This is a genomic window from Chryseobacterium sp. D764, assembly GCF_019317325.1.
In the GTDB taxonomy this organism is placed as follows: Bacteria; Bacteroidota; Bacteroidia; order Flavobacteriales; family Weeksellaceae; genus Chryseobacterium.
In genome coordinates, this window is sequence record NZ_CP079219.1 from 1,916,667 (window position 1) to 1,939,806 (window position 23,140).

Consider the following 23,140-nt stretch of genomic DNA (forward strand, 5'->3'; position numbering starts at 1 on the left):
ATTGTGGTCAAAATTATTTCAGAGCTTTTATGTGGATTATTTATCTGACTTTGGCCATACTTCTGCTGGTCATGACAATACTGCCAAAAATTCAGCATTCACACTGGATATTCAGGGTGCCAGAATTTGCTAAAATACAAATCACCTACCTTATATTTCTTACTTTTCTGTTAGGCCTTTTTACTGATTCTAATGGATATTTATGGTATTACCAGGGGCTTCTGCTGGTCTTATTTGTTCATCACAGCCATACCCTCATCAAATACACCCGTTTTTACCCAGTAAAAAAACACAGACAGCGTCACAAGTCTTCTGATAAACTGCATTTTATTTCTGCCAATGTTTATCAGTTCAATAAAGAATATGAGAAATTCACCGGACTTATTAAAAAACATAATCCTGATTTTTTCATGACTATGGAAAGCAATGGTGATTGGGAAAATGCTATGAGATCTTTAGAAAAAGAATACGGCTTCCAACATAAAGTGACTCTTGAAAATACTTACGGCATGCATTTCTATTCCAGAATTGAAATCAAAGAAGCAAAGACCCATTATTTCGTAGCTGATGATATTCCGAGTATTGAGATCCATATGAAAACAGCTGCTGGTTTTTCTTTTGTTTTCTTCGGGGTTCATCCGCCGCCGCCGAGTCCTACGGAAGAAGAAACTTCAAAGGAAAGAGACGGCGATCTTCTAAGTACTGCCAAATGTGTAAAAGACATTAAAAAACCTGTTATTGTAGTGGGAGATTTCAATAATGTTGCATGGTCAAGATCATCTGTACTTTTCAGAAAAACAAGTCATCTGATAGATCCGAGAATCGGGCATTCTTTTGTTTCTACCTTCCATGCGAAATACCGTCTTTTAAGATTTCCTATCGATCTGATGTTTCATAGTGAAGATATTTTTATTAAACAGCTGAAGACATTGGAAAATTTTGGTTCAGACCACCTTCCGGTATACTGCGAATTTTTCATAGACCATCACAACGATGAACAGGAAGAATTGATTGAAACAGCGACTTCCGAAGAGAAAGCAGAGGCTGAAATTATGATAGAAGAAGGAAAAAAAGAAGATGGCGAACGTGAAACTGTTGTTACTGAAGATTAATAAAAAAAGTGGGCTTTAACCCACTTTTATTAAATATTCAATGCTATTTTTATATTAAAATCCAAAGTTCCAGCCCCAGTTAATAGTTCTGTTTCTACCCCAGCTGCCTGTTTCCGTCCCTACTTCATATTCAGTAAAAAACATAAGTAATACAGCAATAAAAACAGCAATGAGAATATAAAGTTTTTTCTTTTGCATACTAGAACTTCATAATATCTTTCACTACTCCATTTTTCTGTGTGTGCTGTAATAATTCAGCTTCAATAAAGGCTTTAATCTGTTCTTCAGTCCCATTATTTGGGAACAGAATGTGAACATTAGCTCCAGCATCCAGCGTAAAGAATAATGATAGGCCAGTTTCTCTTCTGAAATCCCAGATTTTGTTGATAACCGCCAAAGTACCTGTTTTCATGAGTATAAAAGCAGGATCACTCATCATCATCATCGCATGTAGCGTAAGTGCTTCATGTTCTACCAGCTTGATGAAACGTTCCATATCTCCCTTTTTCAGGATCTCTTTCATTGGGACGAAGTTTTCCCTTGCTTCCTGAAATCTTCTTTCCGCATAAGGATTGGTATTCATCAACCCGTGTCCTACTGTTGAGGAAACACTTTTCTGCCCTTCATGAATCAGTAAAACCCAGTCGTTAAAGTTTTTGAATACATCATGAATTTCAGCATCCGGATACTGTACCCCGAAAAGATCTGAGCTTCCTTCTACCTCATCAGTTTTTCCCCATACCACAAGTCCGTTATACAAACTTCGGCATGCACTTCCGCTTCCTAATCTTGCTAAAAATGATGCCTTTCTCAAAGATTCTTCTCCAGAAGTTTTTCCTGTAAATGAAGTGTCCAGTGCCATCAGACATTTTGCAATGGCTCCAAATCCTGAAGCTGAACTTGCTATTCCTGAACTGTGGGGAAATGTATTTTCTGTTCTGATGATATATTTTCCTTTTAAAATCCAGGGAAGATACTGTTCTATATTTTTAAAATATTTCTCAATTTTTTCGGCAAACTTCACTTCTTCATTTCCAGCCAGAAAGGTCTGTACCGAAAAAGCTCCATCCGCGATGAATTCCATTGAGGTATTGGTTTTACAATGGTTTAAGGTATAACTGATACTCGGATTGGCAGGAATCTGATCCGCATATTTTCCCCAGTATTTAATCAGGGCAATATTAGATGGGCAGCTTTCTGAAACCGTTTGTGTATGAATGGTGAAATTTTCTTTTCCTATAAAATCTTGTGTCGTCATAGTCTAATTTAACTGTACTGCTTAGTACATTTTCTCTATAATATCCGCGTATTTTTTGATCACTACATTTCTTTTGACTTTCAGTGTAGGAGTAATTTCTCCTGTATTGATATCAAATTCTGCCGGCATCAAAGTAAATTTCTTCACTTTTTCATAGTCCGCCAGGTGATTCTGTAATTCTTTTATTTTCTCTTTATAAAGGTTGATGATCTTTTCATCTTTTACAGCATCTTCCCAATTGGTGAAAGGAATACCATTCTTTTTAATATAATCCTGTAAAAATTCAAAATTTGGAACAATCAACGCTGAAACGAACTGTCTTCCTTCCGCAATCAGCATAATCTGCTGGATAAAATTATTGTTGGTCAGAAGATTTTCAATCTGTTGTGGAGCAATGTATTTTCCATTGGAAGTTTTCATCAGATCTTTGATTCTATCTGTGATAATAAGATTTCCTTTATCATCGAACTTTCCGGCATCACCGGTTTTGAACCATCCATCTTCTGTGAATACTTTCCGGGTTTCTTCAGGTTTATTGTAATATCCTTTCATGATTCCATTTCCTCTCGCCTGAATTTCATCGTTTTCCCCGATACGCATTTCAACACCCGGTAAAGGCTTTCCGCTCGTACCATGTTCAAAATGTGTTAAAGGGAAAAGTGTCAATGTTGCAGTAGTCTCTGTCAATCCATAACCTACTGTCACGTGAATTCCCACTGAATCGAAGAAACGGGTAACTTCCGGTGACAATGAAGCTCCTCCACAAGGTAAGAACCAAAGTCTTCCACCCATTTTTTCTTTTATTTTACTGAAAACCAATCTGTCTGCGACAGCTTCTTTGAATTTTAATCCAAAAGGAATTGGTCTTTCATTTCTTCTCAATTCAGCAGTTTCCCATCCGGTTTTAAGAGCCCAGTCGAAGATTTTCTTCTTCAATGATGAACCTTCTTCTGCTTTTTCCAGAACTCCTGCATATACTTTCTGGAAAAACCTCGGTACCGCACACATGGCAGTAGGTTTTACTTCTTCCAGTGCTTTGGCTACATTTTTCGGATCTTCCAGGAAATACACGCGAGCTCCGCCATATAAGCATAATAAACTCCAGCTTCTTTCAAAAACGTGGCTTAATGGTAAGAATGCCAGCGAAAGTTCTTCCTCGAAGTTTTTAAACTTAAAAAATTCAAAATGAGAATCAAATGCTTTGATAAAATTTCCATGAGTAAGCATTACCCCTTTCGGAATTCCGGTAGTTCCGGAAGTATAGATCAATGTAGCAGTATCATCATTTTCCTTTTTGTATATCTCCAGCTCCGGAGAAGCTTTTGCGATAAAATCTTCAAGATAAAAACTATTGAATTCTTTCTTGATCCATACTGCTTTTTTAGAAACAATAATGGTTTCAAGATTGTTTTCTTCATTATGTAAAAACTCAAGACAGGCATCATACTGCATCTGATTTCCTACTAAAACAGCTTTAGCTCCGGAATCGTTAATGATATGTTCTGCCTGCTCCGCATTATTGGTTGAATAAATAGGTACCGTAACGGCGCCAATGGCCATTGAAGCCAGGTCAACGATCATCCATTCTGATGAGTTATCCGAATAAATAGCAACTCTGTCATTCTCCTGAACTCCAGCCTCCTTTAAAGCATTGGCTGTTTTAAAAATAACCTCACTGAATTTTTTCCAGCTCAGCTCTTTCCAGGCTCCATCTTTCTTTTTAAATCCGATGGCTGCTTTTATAGGATGTTTTTCTACATTTTTAAGGATAATTGCCTCTGCAAGATTCATTTCTTCAGCTTTTTGTCGTTAATATAATTATTCAGGTGAAAGTCTATACTTTCTTTTACAGGAATAAACTGATAGTTCAGTTTTTCTTTGACTTTGTGATTGGAAATGGTGTTGAATGAAGAAATGGCTTCAATATTTGATTTGGTAGCCATTTTCAGTTTGGGAATCAGCCATCCGAAAAGGATATTGGCTATTCTTCCGATATTTAATATGGATTGTGAAAGAATTCTGGCATCTTTAAGCCCCAGACGGGTTCTTACCTGTTTTGCCAGGTCGGCATATCTGTTATTTTCAGCAACAATGATAAAACGTTCTCCGAAAAGATTATTTTCCATGAGCCCGATTGCAGTATGGGCTACGTCTCTTACATCAACATAGGCAGAACCTCCTGAAAAAGTAAAACTGTTATCTTCAAAGGTTGAGAAAAGTTCTCCACTGCTTTGATTCCAGTTTCCGCTTCCTACGATCATTCCCGGATTGATGATGACTACATTCAAGCCTTCTGCTGAAGCTCTCCATGCTTCCATCTCAGATAAATGTTTTGAAATAGCATAGGCAGAGTGTTCCAGTTTTGGATTAAAGTCAGAATCTTCGTCCAGTTCTCCTTTTTCATTAAAATTATCAAGAACGGCAACGGAACTCACATGAAGAAATTTTTTAACGTCTGATCCTTCACATGCAAAGAGGAGATTTTCTGTACCTTTAATATTTGTACGGTACATTTCTTTTTCATCTTTGGGATGAAAGCTCACTTTTGCGGCACAATGATACACCTCATCCACACCTCGCAGTGCTGTTGTCAGAGAATTGAGATCATCAAAATCTACATTTACCCATTCGATCTTGTTGAAAAAATCGTCGGGATTCTCTGTATAAAAGCTGTATGAATGCTTTACTTCGTTTAAATTGCTGCCCGGTCTTTTGGAAGCACGTACATTTTTACCCCTTTTAAGAAGCTCCAGTACAATTATTCTTCCCAGAATTCCGGTAGCACCCGTTACAAAAATCATTAATTATTTTACTTGATTACTGACTAAAATATAACAATATTTTCTATCCGGCAATTCTTCCGGATCCGGCAAAAATTCCTTAGAAAAACTGCTTCTGCAAATTTGCGATTTTTAAAGCATAATTCAACTTTATTTAACCAATATTATCACTCAGAAATCAACATACAGGAAAAATTTAAATCACAACAGGTTATTATATTTAAAAGTCCTGAAAGAATATACAACTTTCAGGACTTCTATGATTAAAAACACTTTGTTCTTAAGCCATTACCTCATTATTTCTCCTTGGAGCTTTGTCACACAGAACGTCTGAAATACTCTTGGAAATAAGGTTTCCTTCTGTAAGATTATCCAGCCAGAAGAATTCTCCTGCTGCATTGATCTCGATGAAATAATATTCGTCTTCAGGGGAAACAATCATGTCTATCGCTCCGTAATCTACGTTATAGATATCAAGAAGTTCAAGCAGTTTTGCTTCTACATCTCCAGGAAGTTCTGTTCTGTTCCATTTATCAATCAGATTAATTCCATCTTTTCTCCAGTCTACTTTGGCATCTTCAGATTGCTGGGAGTCTATTTCAAATGCATAAACATCTCTTCCCACAATGGTAATACGAAGTTCTTTTTTCTTTTGAATCATTTGCTGGAATTGCATAGGGCAGTACAATAATGAATCCAGTTCTTCCAGTTTATCTTCGCTGACAACGTTAGTAAACACTACATTTTCCACACCGTCTTCATAGATGGCAAAACCGGTTTGCATTTTCGCCACTACATTCTGATGTTTCAGAATAAATTTTCTGGCTTCATCAGGATTGTTGGTAAGACATGTAGCCGGAATGGTCAGCCCTAGTTTATCTGCAATTTTCAATTGCTCTTCTTTACTGTCGAGTCTTCTGTACACACTTGGTTTTCCTAAAGAATAAGCATCCACAGATTCAAAGAAACCGAAAAGTGTATTTCTGATTTCTCCCATTGCCGCACCGTAAAACTTAGAGTCCATTTCCTCTTTCAGTCCTTTTCCGATATTGTAAGCTCTTCTGTACCAGATGGCTGAAATATCATCCAAACGGTGTTTTGCATCTGGAGTTTCAAGAAAACTTATCCATTCTCCATCCTGAAAAATGGTAGACAGTTTGTTTTGTAAAGGATAGACGTCAACATCAAAACGAATGACTTCACAGTTATTTTTTTCAATGTATTCTGTTACTTTTTCAATAGAAAAATTATCTGCGGTATGGGTTATAATTAAAATTTTATTCATGGAAATTGATTCTGTTGATAAGATTATCGGCAATTCTTTCTGCAATGGGAAATCCCAGTTCTTTTTGCAGCATTCCCCACTCTCCCTGTGGATTAACTTCAAGGAAATAATATTCTCCATCTTTCCCTTTGATGATATCGATGGCTCCTATATAAAGTCCCATTTCATTCATCATGGAAGTGAGATTGGTTTTAATGAAATCCGGAAGTTCGTAAGCTGACCAGAAATAGCCTTCACGAGCTACCCTCCAATCTGCATTTTCACTGTTATTGATCTTTCCTGTAAAGAAATCACCGCCTACATAGACGATTCTCAATTCATATTCTTTGTCGATGTAGGGTTGAAAAATCATTGGACAGTAAGCAATGTCTGCAAGGTTTTCAAGTGATTCCTCTTCAATAATTGTAGTGGACATCATATTTTCTCCTGACATCGTTTTCGCTGTTACTCCATGAAGCTTGGCAATTGCTTTCCCCTGACAGTATTGATGAAAAAATGTTGTTATTTTCTCTTCATCATTGGAAAATACAGTTTTGGGAATGGTTAAGTTATTTCTTTCTGCAATTTTCAGCTGAAATATCTTATTCCCATCTACTTTTTTTTCATTTTCATAAGGGTTGATCCAGGGAATATGCTCTAAGGCAGTGATCAGATTGTAACGCAGGCTTCCATATTCGTTCAGGAAAATTCGTTCATAGTCCTTATCCAATTCTTCAGGAGCACTGATTCTCCATGCTTTCCTGTGCCATACTCCTTTGATCGCATCAGAATGAATAGTATTTCCATATTCATCAGTCAATTCAAATGAATTTTCATGAATGCTGATTTTCTGAAGGTGATTCAATCGGTCAGAATTCAGTCTAAAATAAGGGATATTTTTGGAGGCCAGGTATTCGAAAAAGATATCGATATTATAAAAATCCTGTGAATGGGTGATGCAGAGAATCATTTGCCGGTTTTTATTAAAAAGGGAAACTTAATGTTTAAGTTTCCCCTACTATTTATTAAATATTCTACTGATTTTATAGTGGAATAGTGATTACATCATCATCACCGTCAGATGGATATTTCAGCGTGTGCATCATATCATCTTTCGGAGAAGTTACAACGTCTATTGCCGGTTTTGTAATAACGTCTCTTTCAGGAATTGACATATCAGTTCCTCCTTTTACTGTCTCAGGATCTTTAACCTGTTTTTCTAAGAATGATGCGAAAAAAGGCTTCTTCTTTGAGTTTTGGTTTTTCATAATGTTTAGTTTTAGTTTGATATATAATTTAGCTTAAGCTGTATGTATATTCTTACACATCTAAAACATCATCATCCCCATCAGAAGGATATTTCATCGTTACATTATCATTATCAGGCTTGGTAACATTATCCTTAAGAGGTGTAGTGATCTGGTCCTGAAGGGATGTAGTAATCTGATCTACCAATACAGAAGTAATACCTCCTCCTTTTACTGTTTCAGGATCTTTAACCTGTTTTTCTAAGAATGACGCAAAAAATGGCTTCTTTTTTGAATTTTTGTTTTCCATAAGTTAATATTTTTATTGTTTTGGAAATCCAAAATACAAAAAATTCAAATCATGGAGAAATAATATTGGTTTTTAATAAAAATTTAACATAATATAAAAAATCAAAGAATAAAATTAATTCAATTCAAGAAACTCTTTAACAACGTTTGCGAAATCAACCGGATTCTCTGCCTGTACCCAGTGTCCGGCATTTTTCACTGTAACTACCTTAGCTTTAGGAAATTGCTGTCTGATCCCAAATTCATCCTGAGGCAGGATATAATTGGACTTTTCGCCCGCAATAAAGAGTGAGTCACCTTCAAAAACACCGAATTTAACAGCATTGGAAACAAATTCGTTATATTTTTCAGATAATGTTTTAAGATTGAATCTCCAGCCCAGCTTTTTATTTTCATCCCAATACAGGTTTTTCGTTAAAAACTGTACGGTAGATTTTTCTGGAATATATTGGTTCAGAACTGCTTCTACATCATTTCTTGAACCTACGGTATTGAAATCAACAGTTTCAAGTGCTTTGATAATTCCCTGGTGGTGTGGCGGATATGCTTTAGGTGAAATATCAACAACAATCAGTTTTTCAACACGTTCAGGATATTTTATAGCAAACTGCATCACTGCTTTACCACCTAGAGAATGTCCTAAAACATGAGCTTTCTGAATTCCATAATGATCCATATAGTGCGCAATATCATCTGCCAGATCGTCATGAGACATACTTTCTGAATGAAAGCTTCTTCCGTGGTTTCTAAGGTCAATAAGATGTACGGGTAGATATTCTCCCAGATCTTTTCCGAAACTTCCCCAGTTGTCAAGCATTCCAAATAATCCGTGAAATACAAGAAGCGGCGTATGAGTTGAATTTTCGCCGAATATTTTTGAATTTAAAATTTCCATATTGTATTAGAAGTTAGATGTAAGAAATCAGAAGTCAGATAATAAGTCCCTGTAGCATTGTTTGCATTATAAACCTGCAAAACACATGAGAGCCAAAAACGAAGTTTTACCAACCTCTAATCTCTAACTTCCGGTTTCTTAATTATTACCATTTTGCCAGTCTCTTCAGATAAGCCTGAACTGTATTTTCCAATCCCATATAAAGTGCTTCTGAAACCAAAGCATGTCCGATAGATACTTCCAACAGGTTTGGAATGGTGTCTGCAAAGTATTTCAGGTTTTCTAAGCTTAGATCATGACCTGCATTGATTCCCAATCCAAAATTGGTAGCTTCAACCGCTGTGTCATAATAAGGTTTTATAGCCTGTTCTTTATTGGTCAGATAATTTTTTGCGTAAGCTTCGGTATACAGTTCTATTCTGTCTGCGCCTGTTTTAGCAGCATATTCTACCAACTCCGGCAAAGGATCAAGGAAAACAGAAGTACGGATCCCTGATTTTTTAAATTCTGCAATAATCTCTGTAAGGAAATCAAGATGTTTTTTAGTATCCCAGCCTGCATTAGATGTAATTGCATCATCAGCATCCGGCACTAAAGTTACCTGCTCCGGCTTCACTTCCAATACCATATCAATAAAACTCTGATGTGGATTTCCTTCAATATTAAATTCAGTCGTAACTAACGGTTTCAGATCATAGACATCTTTTTTTGTGATATGCCTTTCATCAGGTCTTGGGTGGATGGTAATTCCCTGCCCTCCGAATTCCTGAATTTTTACAGCAGCTTCTGTAACACTTGGGGTTTCGCCTCCTCTTGCATTTCTTAACGTCGCAATTTTATTAATGTTTACGCTTAGTTTTGTCATTTTTTATTTTAGATGTTAGATATAAGATGTTAGAAGGTGGAAGCATGGGGCTGGAAGTAAATCCAGACTTTGTACTTCTATTGGTCTTCCACATTTATGATCATTTAAAAATTTAATTTAAAATTTGTTTAAAAGGTTCTGAAACTTCCAGCTTCCTTCTTCCGTCTTCCAGCTCTTTTACACTTTTACACTTACCTGCATCACCTGAAGTTCAAATTCTTTTGAAGCGACTAATAAGTGATCAAAAATATCGGCCTGAATCTGTTCAAAACGTTCCCATTGAGAGTCACTGGCAAAACAATACACTTCAAGGGGCAGCCCTTGCGGGGTAATCTCTAGCTGACGTACCATTCGGGTTCCATTTTTGTCTACATCCGGATCATTTTCAATATATTTCTGTGCATAATATCTGAAAACACCGATATTGGTAAGCTGCCTTCCATTCACAATTTTATCTCTATGTTCAAGGCTTTCTTTTTCTTTTTTGATCTCTGAAGTCCTTTCTTCCAGATAATCTGAAATCAGGTTAATCTCCTTTAAGCGCTCAACATCTTCATCAGTCAGAAACTTAAAAGAATTGATGTTGAAGTAAATGGATTTTTTTATTCTTCGGGTATTAGACTCAGACATCACCTGCATATTCTTGATCTCAGTGGTCATCAAATCATAAGTAGGAATAGTGGAAACCGTTTTATCAAAATTGGTGATCTTAGTCGTTAAAAGATTTATTTCCGTAATATTCCCTTCAATAGTATATTTTGGAATGCTTACCCAGTCTCCTACTTTTAAATTTTTAGAAGTGGCAACGTGAAGTCCTGTTACAAATCCTAATATTGTATCTCTGAAAACCAGTACAAGCACTGCTGTAATCGCCCCAAGACTTCCTACGATTGTGGTTCCTTTGATCCCAAAAATCACACAAAACCCTACTACGGTAAATATAAAAAGTCCTAAAATCTTTACAGTTTCTGAAATGGCATTAAGCGCCATAATCTTGTAGAAATCCTGTTTGATGCTGAAATAGTTTCTGAAAGCCGTCAGTGATCTGTAAAGCATTCCTGCTAACATTAATACCAATCCCAGATTGATACATCTTATGATAAAAATGGTTGTCTTCGGCAGCGCATTTTCCGGAAATATGGATCCCTGGATGCCAGCTACAGCAATCAGAGCAGCAAAATGAGCTACAGAGTTGGTGATTTTGGCCTGATAAATAGATTTTAAGATGGGAAATTTCTGTTCATTATGAAATAACCTGAATACAAAATTGATGATGAACTTAAAAACAAAATCAGTAATTAAAAACAGGACAACAAGTAAGCTCAGTTTTACAATAATATGGAAAACCCAGTCCAACCCGGAAGGTGATATCTGGGTAATATAAATGTAAAGCTGTTCGCTCAGCTCCTGTATAAAGTTTTTAGTTTCTTGTAACTGGTCATTCATTACAGCAAATTTATGAAATTAAGAATCATCATTTTACTATTCATAATCAATTTTCATCCCAAAAGTTATTCATCAGAAGATATTTGATAAAAATATTTTTGAGAAAAACTGAAAAATATCAAATCCTCTACAACCCCTGATTATAAATGAAAATTTAACTATAAAAATCAACATAAAGTAAATAATATTAAAAACAATTACAATTTTAACGTTTTAATATTAAAAAATTATTAAATTTGATTAAAACTAACCCATAAAAATCAATTAAATATGAAACAAAATTACTTGTTCATCATGCTGTGCAGCCTTGTACTGTTAGCAAACTGTAAAGGTGGAGATGAGTCAATCAATCCCGAAGACACCAAACCGATACCCACCGGAACAGTAGAAGGTAAAGTATTTGCTAAAAACGGAACAAAACCTATTGGAGGAGCTATTGTATTTACTATTGATAGTAAAAATCAGGTTTACCACACCTATTCCGATGCAGATGGTACATTCAGTCTAACTGCACCTGAAGGAAACTCTACACTTCACATTCAGACAGGAAATGGTTTAAACTTCAGAACAGAAGTTCCAGTTACCGTTAAAAAAAATGAAACAACCAGTGTAGCAAGCAAAGATTCAAAGCTGAATCAGATTGCAAAAATAGCTTATGTAGAAGGCAGTTATGACGAAATAGAAACTATAATTACAAGTCTTGGTTATACAGCAACAGAAATTAGCTATCAGGATTTAAAAAACTTCAACACCATTTCTCAGTACGATATTATTTTCCTGAACTGTGGTTCACGTAACTTCAATTACTCAGGAACCAATTATCCGAGTAATGACCTTTCTGTTTTCAGTAATCTCTCTACTTTTATCACGAATGGTGGAAGCATTTATACTTCAGACTGGGCTGCAGCCTATCTGGTAGGTGGAGATAAAAATGCACCATACTGCGGTGTTTATGGAGGCTTTCTGGATCTTACAAAGATCTGTTTTAATACCAATGGTAATAGTGCGATGTATAATAACTGTAGCGTTTCCAATACTGCTATGGCTTCAGCAATAGGATTTAGCACATTAGATATTCAGTATGATCAGCCTTTGTGGCAAAAAATCCAGTATTATGATCCTTTGTTCTGGGAAGTATTGGTACAGAAAGATAATGAACCATTGATGATAAGAACCAATAAGTATGTAAATGCAACAGCTCCTAAAACACCTGTCGGAACATCGTTAAACAATAATCAGATGACAATCTGCCATCATACGGCAAGTGGTAACAATATTACCATTACCATTAATCAGAATGCATGGAACGCCCACCAGGCACATGGTGATTATGTGGGATCATGTTCAGCAACTACAAGCAGTGGAAATATCTACTATACCACATTCCATAACCACGCCAGTGGAAATATCGGTAAAGCAGGACCGATTCTGGAATACGTAATCTTAAATTTGTAATAAAATTTTATAACTCAGTTCTCAAAGTGGTCTTTTATAAGGCCACTTTTTTTATATTGCATCTATATTTTAAAAAGAATGGATACGACAATTATTAATATATTCTGCCTTATTCTCCTGTTTGTAGGGATATTGGGAACTTTTCTTCCTGTTTTGCCGGGGCTTTTGCTGAGCATCTGCGGGCTTCTGATCTATAAATTCGGGACGGATGCGGATCTTCCTATGATCTATATCTGGGCATTCGGAATTCTTACAGCAGCATCTGTAGTGTTAAGTTATGTCATTCCTGCAAAAACCAACAGAAAATATGGAGGTACACGCTGGGGAAGCATCGGGTCTGTAATAGGAACTATTGTTGGTATATTTATTCCGATTCCCCTGGGTTTCCTTATAGGAATGTTTGCAGGGGTATTTATTGGTGAATTACTTCATGACAGTAAGGATATGAATAAAGCCTTACAATCTACCAAAGGAGCACTGATTGGATTCATTTACGGAATCGGTTTCAGTTTTGTGGTAGGAGTGGCAATGTTTTTGGTAGTACTTCTTAATATGTTTAACGTTATTTAATTAAAATATAAGAAACTATGTTCCATAAAATTATCATACTCAGCCTGGGAATTTTCGCATTAACAGGATGCGATGCCCAAAAGAAATCTAAGATTAACACAAAAACTACTGAAATGCCTGCAGGTACTAAAACAACAAGCACTAATAGTCAGAAAGATGGTGTTATATACCTTAATGAAGGAGAAAATAAGTTTTTAAAAGAATACCAGATGAATGTGACATTCAAAGGGGTTTCTGAAGACAGCCGTTGTCCTGAAGGAGTCAATTGTATCTGGGCCGGAGCCGCTCTTGCTCAGGTGGAAGTAATGGGAACTTCTACACGACCTATGATTCTGAATCTCGCAAGCATAGATTATCCGGGAAGGAATTACCGCCAGTCGGCAGAATTCAATGGGTATACCATTACCTTACAAGATGTTGCTCCATATCCAAAACAACAGGACGGAACAAAAGCATTAGCCGGAAAATATAAAATCGGAATTACAATAAAAAAGGCAGATCAATCAACAGATTCTACCACGAAATAGGCTTCTTGCCTTTGGAAACAAGATACTCATTAATTTTTGAGAAAGGCTTACTCCCAAAAAAACCTCTGTATACAGAAAATGGTGAAGGGTGCGCCGATTTCAGAATAAAATGCTTAGCCGGATCTATGAGTTCGGCTTTTTTTTGTGCAAAAGCACCCCATAAAACAAATACTACATTCTCTTTTTTATCTGAAATTTCTTTAATGATAAAATTGGTGAATTTTTCCCAACCCAGATCTTTATGGGAATTGGGTGAATGAGCGCGAACCGTTAACGTAGCATTCAGCAACAAAACACCTTGTCTTCCCCAGTCATCCAATTCTTTGGAAGTTCTCACCACTCCTAAATCATCCTTTAACTCAATAAAAATATTTTTAAGTGATGGCGGTGCAGTAACCTGTTCAGAAACAGAAAAACACAAACCATTGGCCTGAAAATCATTATGGTAAGGGTCCTGACCAATAATAACGACCTCAACATCATCAAAAGCCGTCAGCTCCAGTGCTCTGAAAATCTGATTTTTCGGTGGAAAAACTTTAGTTGTTGCATATTCATTCTTTACTTTCTCCCAAAGGGTTGTAAAGTATTCTGTACTCTTTATAGGGGCTAAAATTTCTGTCCACGTCATACTGCAAAAATAATAATATTAAAATAAGGGCCTGCATTATACTTTAAATATCTTCAGTTTTCTTTCGATCAGCATATAAGAAACATAGGATAATAACAACGAAAAAGATATCAATAACAGATTATTAAGATGATAAGAATGCACAATAACGAAATCCTGCTTCTTCACAATATAATGGATAATATATAGCGAATAAGAAATATTCCCCAGGAAATACACTGCCTTGGTTTCTAAAAATGTTTTTAAATAGTTTTGCTTTCCTTCATACAGATATTTTATCATCAATGCTGATAATAAAGGAATAAATAACAATCCTTTTTCAATAAACAACATAGATACAAACAGTAAGAGAATGATATAAATAACGAGGGTATCCTTCTTCATTTTAAATAGTGGTAAAAGAGCAACCCCAATTCCAAGAAAATAAGAAGATACTGTTCTCAGAAGGGAAACAAGACCATAAGGAAGATCAAGATATCTTGGTGATTCGCCTACTTCCATGGAATGTTCAGAACCTATATACAAATGGCCTGGGAGATAGGGAAGCATAAATCTCAAAACCAAACTTGCAATAATTAAAACTTCGCTTCGTATTTTATAATGCAGGACAAACCATAGTATAAACGGAAAAATCAAATAACAAACCCACTCTGTACTTAGCGACCAATAGACAACATTCAGCAGGTAATCAGGATTAAAAAAGCATTGTAATAAGGTCGCATTAATCAGAAGCCCTGCTATAGAAGTCTTCATTAAAAACAATGCAATAAAAACAACCGATACAATGTATACAGGATAAATTCTATTGATTCTTTTTTTATAAAAAATTTCTATTGTTTTATAATTAAGTTCTTTAAATTTTCCAGAATAAGAAACAGTCAATAAAAAAGCACTCAATACAAAAAAGATATCCACTGCCACATACCCTTTCCCTACTATATCCTGAATGAATTCATTTCTAAAAAAACTAAAATGAAAAAAAGCTACCCATAATGCAACAACCCCTCTAAGCCCCGTTAAAGATTTTATTTCATTTTTCATATATAATTTCAATCGGCGATAAAGATAGAAAAAACCTGTTAGATTTTATATTATTCATTACCGGACGGTCTTTTTAAACTAAAAATAATGTTATCCGGAAAGCCTTCATCTTTCTTTCCCTCTAACAAAATAAAGTCATGTTTTACAAGAAGTCCTTTTGAGTTTTCATTAATTTTATTGGTAATCGCTACAATTTCCTGTAAATGCAATTCGTTAAACCCAAAATCTAAAACTGCTTTCAATGTTTCAGACATTATTCCCTGTCTGTGATATTCCGGCAATAATTCATAACCAACTTCTGCTGTTTTCCGGTTTGCAGAAAAATTCCAAAGACAGATTGTTCCGATAAGATTCAACTGATCTTTTAAAGAAATTCCCCAATACACGGTTTGATTATTCTGAACTCTTTCCTTAATCGTTAAAATAAACTGAAGGGCATCATAATTTGTCTTCGGTGAAACCCTTTTCACAAATTTATTGACCTCCGGATTGCTTCGGATTTTTAAAATATCTTCGGTATGCTGTTCATTGATACCGTTTAAAATCAACCTTGAGGTTTCTAGTTTCATTGTTCAGATAGGATAAGTGGTTGTAAATAAATTTTTATGTTTACTAAAGCTATTTCAGATATCTCTTAATACTAAGGTTTCTGAGAATCCGCTTTCATCAGCGTCCAGATTCATAAATAAATACACCCCGTATTTTACAGTATAGCTTTTTTCGTAAATAACAATTGATTCTGTTTTATCCTGATCACTTTTTTTGTGTTCTTTTTTACGGACATTATTATTTTTATTGCTATGGCCAGCCATTTTTTTACGGTCCTTATTTTTTAAGCTTTTCACCGGAAGTTTTTTACCAGCGGTCTTTTGGGGAGTTCTGCTAATGGATTTCTTTTCATTTTTTTCAATCTCATTTTTCTGAATCTGAATCTGGGCCTGAGCCTGAATACCTGCCAAAAGAAAAAGAAGGGCAAGCAGTAAATTTTTCATAGTTATAGTTATTAGTGCAATAAATATAAGCCTTAACCATTATACATTCAAACTTTTTCTTTTTCAAAAAAAAATTATTCTGTTTTTTCAATCATACGGATCACTTACTTTATGTATCAAGGTATTTAGATCCATCGGTAAACCTTAAAACTTTTATCATTTTAAGGGTTCAAAAAAAACATCAGATTTAAAGTTAATTTATTCTGTAAATCTCTCGGATATACGTAATAATCAAAATTCTCACTAAATTTGCAGTGTGTATATAGATAAAGAAGATTTAGACGAATTAGAGTTTCCGCAATTGCTCGCGGAAATCTCCCCATTTGCGTATTCTCCGAAAACAAGAGAAAAAATTCTTCAACTTCGCCCAATGGAAATAGACGAGGCGGAACTTTCGTTAAAAAAAACGTCAGAATATCTGTCGAGTTTTGAAAGTTCAAATGCGATTCCGTTTGATGAATATGAAGATATTGAAAGTGAGCTGAAACTGATGCTGATTGAGAATTACCGACTGGAAAATGCTGCTTTCATCAAAATAAAAACCATCACGGAACAGATCGGAAAACTGCAGAAGTTCTTCCCTACCATGCCCGAAACATTTCCTACTTTATTACAAGAAGTTTCTGTACTGGAATTCAGAAAAGAGATCATTGATAAAGTAGATAAGGTTTTCAACCGTTTTGGTGAAGTAAAAAATGAAGCTTCTCCGGCCTTAAAAGGCATAAGAACTGAAATTCAGCTTGCTAAAAAAGCAATTCAGGAAAATTTCAACCGTGCACTCACCACCTATGGACAGAGTGACTTTTTGGATGATATCCGGGAAACAATTATTGATGACCAAAGAGTTCTGGCTGTAAAATCAGGATTCAAAAAAAGAGTGGCCGGAAGAACGTTGGGAATTTCCAAAACAGGTTCCATTACTTACATTCAGCCGGACAGTGTTGTAAAACATTACTTCAAGCTTCGTGAAAGTGAAGAAGAAGAGAAAAAAGAAATCGACAAAGTTCTCCGACAGCTTACCACAGAACTGGCAGAGTTTCAACCTCAGCTATGGAGATATCAGGTTTATATTTTTGACCTGGATCTTACAAGAGCGAAAGCTAAATTTGCTGATTTAGTGAATGGAATTCTTCCAAAGATCAACCGTCATAAGACATTGAAGCTTAAAGACGCTTACCATCCATTGCTATGGTTGAGAAATAAAGTAGAGAATAAAACGATTCATCCCCAGACTCTTGCTTTAACAGAACATAACAGAATCATCTGTATTTCCGGGCCTAATGCCGGTGGAAAATCAATTACTCTGAAAACAGTAGGATTATTACAGCTGATGATTCAGAGTGGTATTCTGGTTCCGGTTCATCCCAAATCTGAAATGTTTTTCTTTGAGAAAGTCATGACCGATATTGGTGATAATCAATCCATTGAAAACCACCTGTCGACTTATTCATCCAGATTGAAGAAAATGTCCGGAATCATCCGTGAGGCAGATGCCAATACGCTTCTATTGATTGATGAATTTGGTACCGGTTCTGATCCTGAACTTGGAGGTGCGCTGGCAGAAAGTTTCATGGAGTTTTTCTACGACAAAAAGAGTTTTGCCATTATTACAACGCACTACACCAATATTAAACTGGTGATAGAACAGCTTCCCAATGCCCAGAACGCAGCAATGCTCTTCAATGAAGAAACACTGGAGCCGATGTATAAGCTGGAAGTAGGCCAGGCAGGAAGTTCATTTACTTTTGAAGTTGCAGAAAAGAATAAAATCCCAAGATTTATTATCCATTCTGCGAAGAAAAAGGTAGAGCATGATATTGTTAACCTTGATAAGACTATTGTAAAGCTGCAGCAGGAGAAATTTGAAGTTGAAAAGCTGAAATCTGATCTTGCAGAAAGAAAAGAATCTGTAGAAGATAAGCGTGACAATCTTCAGAAACTGAATGATCAGCTTCAGCAGAAACTTTTCAATTTCCAGAAATTATATGAGGAGGAACACCGCAAGCTTCAGTTCGGGAATAAGATTGAAACATTCATCGACAGTTATACAAAGGGAAAATCCAGAAAGGATGTTGTAAAAGACTTTGTAAAGCTTCTTGAGCAAGAGAAATTCAGAAAATTGGGCCATGACAAAGATGAAACAAAACGCCTGCAGGTTGTTAAGAGAAAAATTACTCAACAGCTGAAAAAGGAGGAAGTCATTGAAAAAATTGCAGAAACCAATGAAAAACTGGAAGAACAGCGTAAAAGCGACCGTGCTCTTTGGATGAAGATTGGACAGCGTGTTCGTATTACAGGAAGTACCAGTGTAGGAACTATCGAAAAGATTTCCCGAAACAAAGTGATTGTTAATTACGGAACTTTCAAAACAACAATTAATGCGGATGAACTTGAGAGAATCTAATTAATCCGAAAATTAAGTAAATGCAAATAACAAGGGAGAGTGCCAGAAGGTGCTCTCCCTTTTCTATTTAATCCTAAATTTTTTCTATTTTTATATAAAACTATAATTTATGAAACCATTAAAAGCACTTTCAGACCTTTTACCAATACCCAGTTATACGATTATTATTCTATGTTTTTTCTTTCCGTTTTTCCTGATAAAATGTGGAGATACAACATTAATGTCTGTCAAAGGAACTGATCTTATAACAGGAGTTTCCAAAAAGGCTATCAATGAGCGAATGAAGGAAAGCCTCAAAAAAAGCTCACCTTTTGGCGCCGCACTTGGAAATGATAAAGCAGAAGCAGATACATCTTCAGACACAGATATTGAATATTCGCCTCTGAACGAACCCAAGAATAAAAAAGACAAGCAAAACATTCCTCCTAACCCATTGATCATCATTGCATTTTTGGCTGCTATTGCAGGAATTCTTGTTCAGGTGATGAAGAATGTCAGAAAGAAATATCTGTATCATATTATTCTTTCTATTATAGGACTCGCCTCTTTACTTATTTTTTATCTGACATTTCAATCTAATATGGAAGGATTTGGAAATAATAAAATAGCGATGGGATTTGGAAGTGATATTTCGATCAGCTATGGTTTCGGGACTGCGTTTTATCTATGTTCCGTTTTATATCTTTTCGTTCTTTTATTCTATGGGATCTTTTCTTACTTTCTGAAAAATAATCCCCAAGCCATTTATGGTTCTACACAACAAAATACAGAATCTTAAAAACTATATTGCAGATAAAAAAAGAGTGTTTTTTCAAACACTCTTTTTTCATTTTATTTCTTAATGAATTTTAGTCGGGTTACTCTTTCTCTGTCTTTCAGCTGGATGAAATAAACACCTTTTGAAAGGTGATGAAGGCTCACTTTATGATCTGAAACTTTACCTTCTCCTGTTTTTTGTCCCACAGCATTATAAATTTCAAAATTTGCTGCTTCTGAAGTGCCGGAAATATTTAAAATATCAGATGCCGGATTAGGATAAATTTCAGGCTGTACAGATTTTACTGATTCTCCAACGCTTAGTGTGAGATTTATAATATCTACCCCATAATCTTCAACCTCGCCATAGGTGAATGTCCCACAAGCATCTGTAGGTGTAGTTTGACTTGAAACCACTCGCATTACAGTACCACACGTTGTCAGTGTTGCAAAACTTGGAATATTAAATACAGACACAGCCGGAGCTGCCTGAGTAACATTATTGGCAACCATTACTCTTTCACTGGATTCAAAAATGCCGTTAGCATTGAGATCTATCCATGCAGTTACCGTTGTTGTACCTGGAGTTCCGGTCCAGCTATTACTTACCGAAAGTTTATTGCCCACACTTCCTACAAAAAACTTTATTCTACGGCTTACATCGCTTCTGTAATCTGTATAGTTGGATGAGCCGGAGTTGCTGACCATGGGAGCCGTAACCCCTGTGGAGTTTACTGTCACATTGGAAATATGCATCATGCTGGTATCTGTAGAAGCGCTTGCACAGTAATTGATGACTGTTGTAAAAAATATAGGAGTGGACCATGTTCCCGTTATCGTGTTACATATTTTTGCAACTTGTACTTCATAAATTGTACAGGGCTCTAACATACCAATAGTAAACACATTTTGCCCAGACAATCCCGTTGCTATCATCCAGGTGGTACTGCCAGCTTTCCGGTATCTTACATAATTGTTCGGAGTATTTGGGTCGGCAGTCCAGGTAACCGTTGCGGAAGTAAGGCTAACATTTGATACCACAACATCTGTTGGAGCATTTGTATCACAATAAAATAAAGATTTTGATCCTGCTTCTATCTTGTTTTCTGCCTGAAAGCTTGAAATACCCAAAATAAAAGAGAATACATAAAGTAGTCTTTTTGTCATGTTTATTAGTTTTTAAATTCTCCTGAAAAATAGAGCATTTTTTGAAATAATTCTTATAAATATTTCATTTATTGTTATATTTTATCAATACATTTTAAATTACAAGCCAAAAATCACACCTATTATACAAAATAATCCCATAAGATATCTGCATTTTTAATCCATCTGAAACAAATACAAGATTTTAAAGAACTGCAATGGTATAAATTATCTCCTGAAAAGCATTTAATTTATATATTTGGGGGATCAAAAAATTTTCATGATGACTTTCATAAACAAAGCATTCTATTTATCCGCTTTCAGTATTTTATCTATAGCCTTTGTAAAAGGGCAGAATAAAGTTCCTTTCGGAGTTGTAAAAGCTGAAGAAGGATATGCCAATGTACGGGTTCATAAAGACAATTACAGAAAAATTGTAGATAAGATCCGTATGCGTAAAGGAGATGTATTTGTTTATGTAAAACCTGCTCCCGGAGAAACAGAGTGGATCTGGATCAAATATCCTGAAAAACAGGATGAAGACAAACCATTTGTACGTTATGAAACACTGGACAAAGAAGGAATGGTCAATAAAGAACGTATTGCTTATATAGACCAGCTTCCGGCCTATACTCCCTCCAGGTCCAAAAACGGAAAATCACTTATTTTCACAGATAATTCTGATCCAAAAGTTCCTACTGCCCAAAGAAGCAAAGTTGTGATTGATATCTACCCTTCCAATGCCGGCTACCGTAAAAAGGAAAAAGATGCGGAAGGAAAACTTCTTACCATTGATAAAGTAAAACCTTGGGGAATCGGAAATGATCTTCCTGAAGGAATGACTGAGATCAAATCAATCAGAGTACAACAACCCGGAAGAGGTTCTGTCTTTGTAAGAGAAGCCATCAAAAACATGTTCCAGCCTACTATGGATTTTGAGAATATTGGCGTAACATCCCTGGACACCGATAATATTTTCTTATACATGATAAACGGTTCAGGAGAAAACAGATACACCACGCTGTGGACCATCAAGAAAGGAAGAGTAATCAGCCAGATTATTTACCATAATCCGGAATAAATTCATTATTTTTGCACTCGAAAAGTTTTACGCTTATTCATCACAGGAATTGGTTCTGCATCACTGCAGATTAAAAGGGAACCGTGTGAAAATCACGGACTGTCGCGCAACTGTAAGTAACTGAAATCTTTATCAAAGATCCACTGTGCGAGGCATGGGAAGGAGATAAAAGATGTTACAAGTCAGGAGACCTGCCTATTTCTTTAAACAAATAACTTTCGCGATTTGAAGTTGTATTGATCTGATGGATTGTTTCAGGGGGTTCTTTAAGTTCCTGTCATTATTCTGTTGTTTTAATATCGTTTTCATTTCGCTTTAATTAATAATGATATATGACTACAGAAGAAAGAATTGAAGCATCCGAAACCAGAATCTTTAAAGCGGTTTTCCCTAACACAACCAATCATTACGATACCCTTTTTGGTGGTACGGCCATGCAGCTGATGGACGAAGTAGCTTTTATTACAGCCACACGATTTGCCAGAAAAAGAGTGGTAACAGTGAGCAGTGACAAGATCGATTTCAAGAAACCTATTCCAGCCGGAACTATTGTTGAACTGATTGGCAAAGTTTCATACGTAGGAAAAACAAGTATGAAAGTAAATGTTGAGATCTATACCGAGCAGATGTATTCCTATGAAAGAGAAAAAGCCATTGTAGGTGATTTTACTTTTGTAGCGATTGACGAATTCAAGAAACCAATCCAGATACTATAAATGATAAATTTTCGGGCGGCCAAAGGCCGCCCGAAAATTATTCTATTTTCAATAAATTTATTTCACAACTTTTTCAGTTTCCAGGCTTCTGCTCAGCAGCAGTTCAAAGGCTTCTCCCATTTCATCCGATGCTCTGCTGATAGCATTTTCAAGCATATTCCGGATTTGTTTTTCTGTTACTCCGGCTTCCGTCCAGCTTTTTCCTGAAGTATGAGAATTTAAGATAAATGGCATAATTCTGTCGATTCCACAGGCAAAAATAGCATCCGGTGTTTTCTCATCTTCAAACTCAAGCCATAGATTGAAGAACTCTGTACGCAAAGGCTCATCCAGGATACCGAAAATCTTTTGTGCAGATGCTTTCTCTCTGTCAAACTTCCCTACCATTGCTTTTTCATCAAAAATAAAGGTATCCCCAGCTTCTATCTCTACCAAATCGTGAATGGAAAGCATTCTTATCACTCTCAACAGATCAATATCTGCACGGTTTTTAGCATATGGATAAAGAATCTGAGCCAGAATGATGATCTGCCATGAATGTTCCGCAGTATTCTCTCTTCGGGAATCGTCAGCATTATAATTTCTTCGCTGTACATTTTTCAAGGCATCCACTGCCAGGATAAAATCAATCTCTTTCTGAATTTTCAT

At 35.9% G+C, this 23,140-nt stretch carries 25 protein-coding genes and 1 riboswitch; of the genes, 8 read left to right on the plus strand and 17 right to left on the minus strand.

Annotation, left to right across the window (positions count from 1 at the left end; all coding sequences use genetic code 11):
* The first annotated feature begins 29 nt into the window (after window positions 1-29).
* A complete protein-coding gene (locus tag KYG33_RS08585; protein ID WP_180564317.1) occupies window positions 30-1,112 on the plus strand; it encodes an endonuclease/exonuclease/phosphatase family protein in 1,083 nt (360 codons plus the stop codon).
* A gap of 54 nt (window positions 1,113-1,166) precedes the next feature.
* Here the strand turns inward: KYG33_RS08585 and KYG33_RS08590 are convergent, their stop codons facing one another.
* The 11 genes from KYG33_RS08590 to KYG33_RS08640 all read right to left on the minus strand — a co-directional run bounded on the left by KYG33_RS08590 (window position 1,167) and on the right by KYG33_RS08640 (window position 11,176).
* Window positions 1,167-1,310, minus strand: a complete 144-nt coding sequence (locus KYG33_RS08590; RefSeq protein ID WP_180564318.1) for a hypothetical protein — start codon at window positions 1,308-1,310, stop codon at window positions 1,167-1,169.
* 1 nt (window position 1,311) lies between these two features.
* Window positions 1,312-2,370, minus strand: coding sequence for a diphosphomevalonate/mevalonate 3,5-bisphosphate decarboxylase family protein (locus KYG33_RS08595; RefSeq protein ID WP_180564319.1), 1,059 nt, complete (start codon window positions 2,368-2,370; stop codon window positions 1,312-1,314).
* A 21-nt stretch (window positions 2,371-2,391) separates the two neighbouring features.
* Entirely contained in the window at window positions 2,392-4,161 is a 1,770-nt protein-coding gene (locus tag KYG33_RS08600; RefSeq protein WP_219073078.1) for an AMP-dependent synthetase/ligase, read from the minus strand.
* On the minus strand, window positions 4,158-5,171 hold the full coding sequence (locus tag KYG33_RS08605; protein WP_077418396.1) for an NAD-dependent epimerase/dehydratase family protein: 1,014 nt from the start codon (window positions 5,169-5,171) through the stop codon (window positions 4,158-4,160). Before KYG33_RS08605 ends, KYG33_RS08600 begins: the two co-directional genes overlap by 4 nt.
* A 259-nt stretch (window positions 5,172-5,430) precedes the next feature.
* A complete protein-coding gene (locus KYG33_RS08610) occupies window positions 5,431-6,435 on the minus strand; it encodes an MvdD family ATP-grasp ribosomal peptide maturase (protein WP_077418394.1) in 1,005 nt (334 codons plus the stop codon).
* Window positions 6,428-7,384, minus strand: a complete 957-nt coding sequence (locus tag KYG33_RS08615) for an MvdC family ATP-grasp ribosomal peptide maturase (RefSeq protein WP_219073079.1) — start codon at window positions 7,382-7,384, stop codon at window positions 6,428-6,430. Before KYG33_RS08615 ends, KYG33_RS08610 begins: the two co-directional genes overlap by 8 nt.
* Before the next feature lie 73 nt (window positions 7,385-7,457).
* Window positions 7,458-7,682 (minus strand): microviridin/marinostatin family tricyclic proteinase inhibitor, encoded by a 225-nt coding sequence (locus KYG33_RS08620; RefSeq protein ID WP_047387582.1) that lies wholly within the window; start codon window positions 7,680-7,682, stop codon window positions 7,458-7,460.
* A gap of 52 nt (window positions 7,683-7,734) precedes the next feature.
* Window positions 7,735-7,971: a microviridin/marinostatin family tricyclic proteinase inhibitor gene (locus tag KYG33_RS08625; protein ID WP_077418390.1), complete on the minus strand. Its 237-nt coding sequence runs from the start codon at window positions 7,969-7,971 to the stop codon at window positions 7,735-7,737.
* A 114-nt stretch (window positions 7,972-8,085) separates the two neighbouring features.
* On the minus strand, window positions 8,086-8,865 hold the full coding sequence (locus KYG33_RS08630; protein WP_219073080.1) for an alpha/beta fold hydrolase: 780 nt from the start codon (window positions 8,863-8,865) through the stop codon (window positions 8,086-8,088).
* A 145-nt stretch (window positions 8,866-9,010) separates the two neighbouring features.
* Window positions 9,011-9,730, minus strand: a complete 720-nt coding sequence (locus tag KYG33_RS08635) for a pyridoxine 5'-phosphate synthase (protein WP_077418386.1) — start codon at window positions 9,728-9,730, stop codon at window positions 9,011-9,013.
* Window positions 9,731-9,907: 177 nt separating this feature from the next.
* Window positions 9,908-11,176, minus strand: a complete 1,269-nt coding sequence (locus KYG33_RS08640) for a mechanosensitive ion channel family protein (protein ID WP_180564323.1) — start codon at window positions 11,174-11,176, stop codon at window positions 9,908-9,910.
* Window positions 11,177-11,446: 270 nt separating this feature from the next.
* Between KYG33_RS08640 and KYG33_RS08645 the strand changes: the two genes are divergently transcribed.
* From KYG33_RS08645 to KYG33_RS08655, 3 genes are all read left to right on the plus strand, one after another.
* Entirely contained in the window at window positions 11,447-12,631 is a 1,185-nt protein-coding gene (locus tag KYG33_RS08645) for a carboxypeptidase-like regulatory domain-containing protein (protein WP_228408883.1), read from the plus strand.
* 78 nt (window positions 12,632-12,709) lie between these two features.
* Window positions 12,710-13,201: a DUF456 domain-containing protein gene (locus KYG33_RS08650; RefSeq protein WP_219073081.1), complete on the plus strand. Its 492-nt coding sequence runs from the start codon at window positions 12,710-12,712 to the stop codon at window positions 13,199-13,201.
* Window positions 13,202-13,218: 17 nt separating this feature from the next.
* On the plus strand, window positions 13,219-13,728 hold the full coding sequence (locus tag KYG33_RS08655; protein WP_077418380.1) for a hypothetical protein: 510 nt from the start codon (window positions 13,219-13,221) through the stop codon (window positions 13,726-13,728).
* Here the strand turns inward: KYG33_RS08655 and KYG33_RS08660 are convergent.
* Genes KYG33_RS08660 through KYG33_RS08675 form a run of 4 tightly spaced genes read right to left on the minus strand, consistent with a single transcriptional unit; the run spans window position 13,715 to window position 16,389 of the window.
* Window positions 13,715-14,356, minus strand: coding sequence for a uracil-DNA glycosylase (locus tag KYG33_RS08660; protein WP_047378498.1), 642 nt, complete (start codon window positions 14,354-14,356; stop codon window positions 13,715-13,717). The two genes, KYG33_RS08655 and KYG33_RS08660, sit on opposite strands and share 14 nt — an antisense overlap.
* Window positions 14,357-14,392: 36 nt before the next feature.
* Window positions 14,393-15,397, minus strand: a complete 1,005-nt coding sequence (locus KYG33_RS08665; protein WP_077418378.1) for an acyltransferase family protein — start codon at window positions 15,395-15,397, stop codon at window positions 14,393-14,395.
* 50 nt (window positions 15,398-15,447) lie between these two features.
* Window positions 15,448-15,966 carry a GNAT family N-acetyltransferase gene (locus tag KYG33_RS08670; RefSeq protein ID WP_077418376.1) on the minus strand — a complete coding sequence of 173 codons (519 nt, stop codon included), beginning with the start codon at window positions 15,964-15,966 and terminating at the stop codon, window positions 15,448-15,450.
* A gap of 54 nt (window positions 15,967-16,020) precedes the next feature.
* Window positions 16,021-16,389 (minus strand): hypothetical protein, encoded by a 369-nt coding sequence (locus KYG33_RS08675; protein WP_077418374.1) that lies wholly within the window; start codon window positions 16,387-16,389, stop codon window positions 16,021-16,023.
* 256 nt (window positions 16,390-16,645) lie between these two features.
* Between KYG33_RS08675 and KYG33_RS08680 the strand changes: the two genes are divergently transcribed.
* Window positions 16,646-18,793 carry an endonuclease MutS2 gene (locus tag KYG33_RS08680; protein ID WP_180564324.1) on the plus strand — a complete coding sequence of 716 codons (2,148 nt, stop codon included), beginning with the start codon at window positions 16,646-16,648 and terminating at the stop codon, window positions 18,791-18,793.
* 109 nt (window positions 18,794-18,902) lie between these two features.
* Window positions 18,903-19,571 carry a hypothetical protein gene (locus KYG33_RS08685; RefSeq protein ID WP_219073082.1) on the plus strand — a complete coding sequence of 223 codons (669 nt, stop codon included), beginning with the start codon at window positions 18,903-18,905 and terminating at the stop codon, window positions 19,569-19,571.
* A 53-nt stretch (window positions 19,572-19,624) separates the two neighbouring features.
* Here the strand turns inward: KYG33_RS08685 and KYG33_RS08690 are convergent, their stop codons facing one another.
* A complete protein-coding gene (locus KYG33_RS08690; RefSeq protein ID WP_219073083.1) occupies window positions 19,625-20,716 on the minus strand; it encodes a GEVED domain-containing protein in 1,092 nt (363 codons plus the stop codon).
* Window positions 20,717-20,975: 259 nt separating this feature from the next.
* Here KYG33_RS08690 and KYG33_RS08695 point away from each other — a divergent pair, with 259 nt between their 5' ends.
* Window positions 20,976-21,776 carry a hypothetical protein gene (locus KYG33_RS08695; protein WP_077418366.1) on the plus strand — a complete coding sequence of 267 codons (801 nt, stop codon included), beginning with the start codon at window positions 20,976-20,978 and terminating at the stop codon, window positions 21,774-21,776.
* A 33-nt stretch (window positions 21,777-21,809) separates the two neighbouring features.
* A riboswitch (cobalamin riboswitch) is annotated at window positions 21,810-21,990 on the plus strand.
* 118 nt (window positions 21,991-22,108) lie between these two features.
* Window positions 22,109-22,492 (plus strand): acyl-CoA thioesterase, encoded by a 384-nt coding sequence (locus KYG33_RS08700; RefSeq protein ID WP_002977578.1) that lies wholly within the window; start codon window positions 22,109-22,111, stop codon window positions 22,490-22,492.
* 57 nt (window positions 22,493-22,549) lie between these two features.
* On the opposite strand, the gene KYG33_RS08705 is transcribed toward KYG33_RS08700, so the two are convergent.
* Complete coding sequence (locus tag KYG33_RS08705) at window positions 22,550-23,140, minus strand: HD domain-containing protein (RefSeq protein WP_077418364.1); 591 nt, start codon at window positions 23,138-23,140, stop codon at window positions 22,550-22,552.

Excerpts from the sequence above, each read along its gene's own strand:
- KYG33_RS08625 (WP_077418390.1), bottom strand. The coding sequence starts at position 7,971 with ATGGAAAACAAAAATTCAAAAAAGAAGCCATTTTTTGCGTCATTCTTA.
- KYG33_RS08640 (WP_180564323.1), bottom strand. The coding sequence starts at position 11,176 with ATGAATGACCAGTTACAAGAAACTAAAAACTTTATACAGGAGCTGAGC.
- KYG33_RS08695 (WP_077418366.1), top strand. The coding sequence starts at position 20,976 with ATGATGACTTTCATAAACAAAGCATTCTATTTATCCGCTTTCAGTATT.
- KYG33_RS08705 (WP_077418364.1), bottom strand. The coding sequence starts at position 23,140 with ATGAAAATTCAGAAAGAGATTGATTTTATCCTGGCAGTGGATGCCTTG.
- KYG33_RS08600 (WP_219073078.1), bottom strand. The coding sequence starts at position 4,161 with ATGAATCTTGCAGAGGCAATTATCCTTAAAAATGTAGAAAAACATCCT.
- KYG33_RS08620 (WP_047387582.1), bottom strand. The coding sequence starts at position 7,682 with ATGAAAAACCAAAACTCAAAGAAGAAGCCTTTTTTCGCATCATTCTTA.
- KYG33_RS08650 (WP_219073081.1), top strand. The coding sequence starts at position 12,710 with ATGGATACGACAATTATTAATATATTCTGCCTTATTCTCCTGTTTGTA.
- KYG33_RS08655 (WP_077418380.1), top strand. The coding sequence starts at position 13,219 with ATGTTCCATAAAATTATCATACTCAGCCTGGGAATTTTCGCATTAACA.
- KYG33_RS08700 (WP_002977578.1), top strand. The coding sequence starts at position 22,109 with ATGACTACAGAAGAAAGAATTGAAGCATCCGAAACCAGAATCTTTAAA.
- KYG33_RS08645 (WP_228408883.1), top strand. The coding sequence starts at position 11,447 with ATGAAACAAAATTACTTGTTCATCATGCTGTGCAGCCTTGTACTGTTA.
- KYG33_RS08685 (WP_219073082.1), top strand. The coding sequence starts at position 18,903 with ATGAAACCATTAAAAGCACTTTCAGACCTTTTACCAATACCCAGTTAT.
- KYG33_RS08585 (WP_180564317.1), top strand. The coding sequence starts at position 30 with ATGTGGATTATTTATCTGACTTTGGCCATACTTCTGCTGGTCATGACA.
- KYG33_RS08605 (WP_077418396.1), bottom strand. The coding sequence starts at position 5,171 with ATGATTTTTGTAACGGGTGCTACCGGAATTCTGGGAAGAATAATTGTA.
- KYG33_RS08590 (WP_180564318.1), bottom strand. The coding sequence starts at position 1,310 with ATGCAAAAGAAAAAACTTTATATTCTCATTGCTGTTTTTATTGCTGTA.
- KYG33_RS08675 (WP_077418374.1), bottom strand. The coding sequence starts at position 16,389 with ATGAAAAATTTACTGCTTGCCCTTCTTTTTCTTTTGGCAGGTATTCAG.
- KYG33_RS08595 (WP_180564319.1), bottom strand. The coding sequence starts at position 2,370 with ATGACGACACAAGATTTTATAGGAAAAGAAAATTTCACCATTCATACA.
- KYG33_RS08660 (WP_047378498.1), bottom strand. The coding sequence starts at position 14,356 with ATGACGTGGACAGAAATTTTAGCCCCTATAAAGAGTACAGAATACTTT.
- KYG33_RS08635 (WP_077418386.1), bottom strand. The coding sequence starts at position 9,730 with ATGACAAAACTAAGCGTAAACATTAATAAAATTGCGACGTTAAGAAAT.
- KYG33_RS08630 (WP_219073080.1), bottom strand. The coding sequence starts at position 8,865 with ATGGAAATTTTAAATTCAAAAATATTCGGCGAAAATTCAACTCATACG.
- KYG33_RS08610 (WP_077418394.1), bottom strand. The coding sequence starts at position 6,435 with ATGAATAAAATTTTAATTATAACCCATACCGCAGATAATTTTTCTATT.
- KYG33_RS08670 (WP_077418376.1), bottom strand. The coding sequence starts at position 15,966 with ATGAAACTAGAAACCTCAAGGTTGATTTTAAACGGTATCAATGAACAG.
- KYG33_RS08690 (WP_219073083.1), bottom strand. The coding sequence starts at position 20,716 with ATGACAAAAAGACTACTTTATGTATTCTCTTTTATTTTGGGTATTTCA.
- KYG33_RS08665 (WP_077418378.1), bottom strand. The coding sequence starts at position 15,397 with ATGAAAAATGAAATAAAATCTTTAACGGGGCTTAGAGGGGTTGTTGCA.
- KYG33_RS08615 (WP_219073079.1), bottom strand. The coding sequence starts at position 7,384 with ATGATTCTCTGCATCACCCATTCACAGGATTTTTATAATATCGATATC.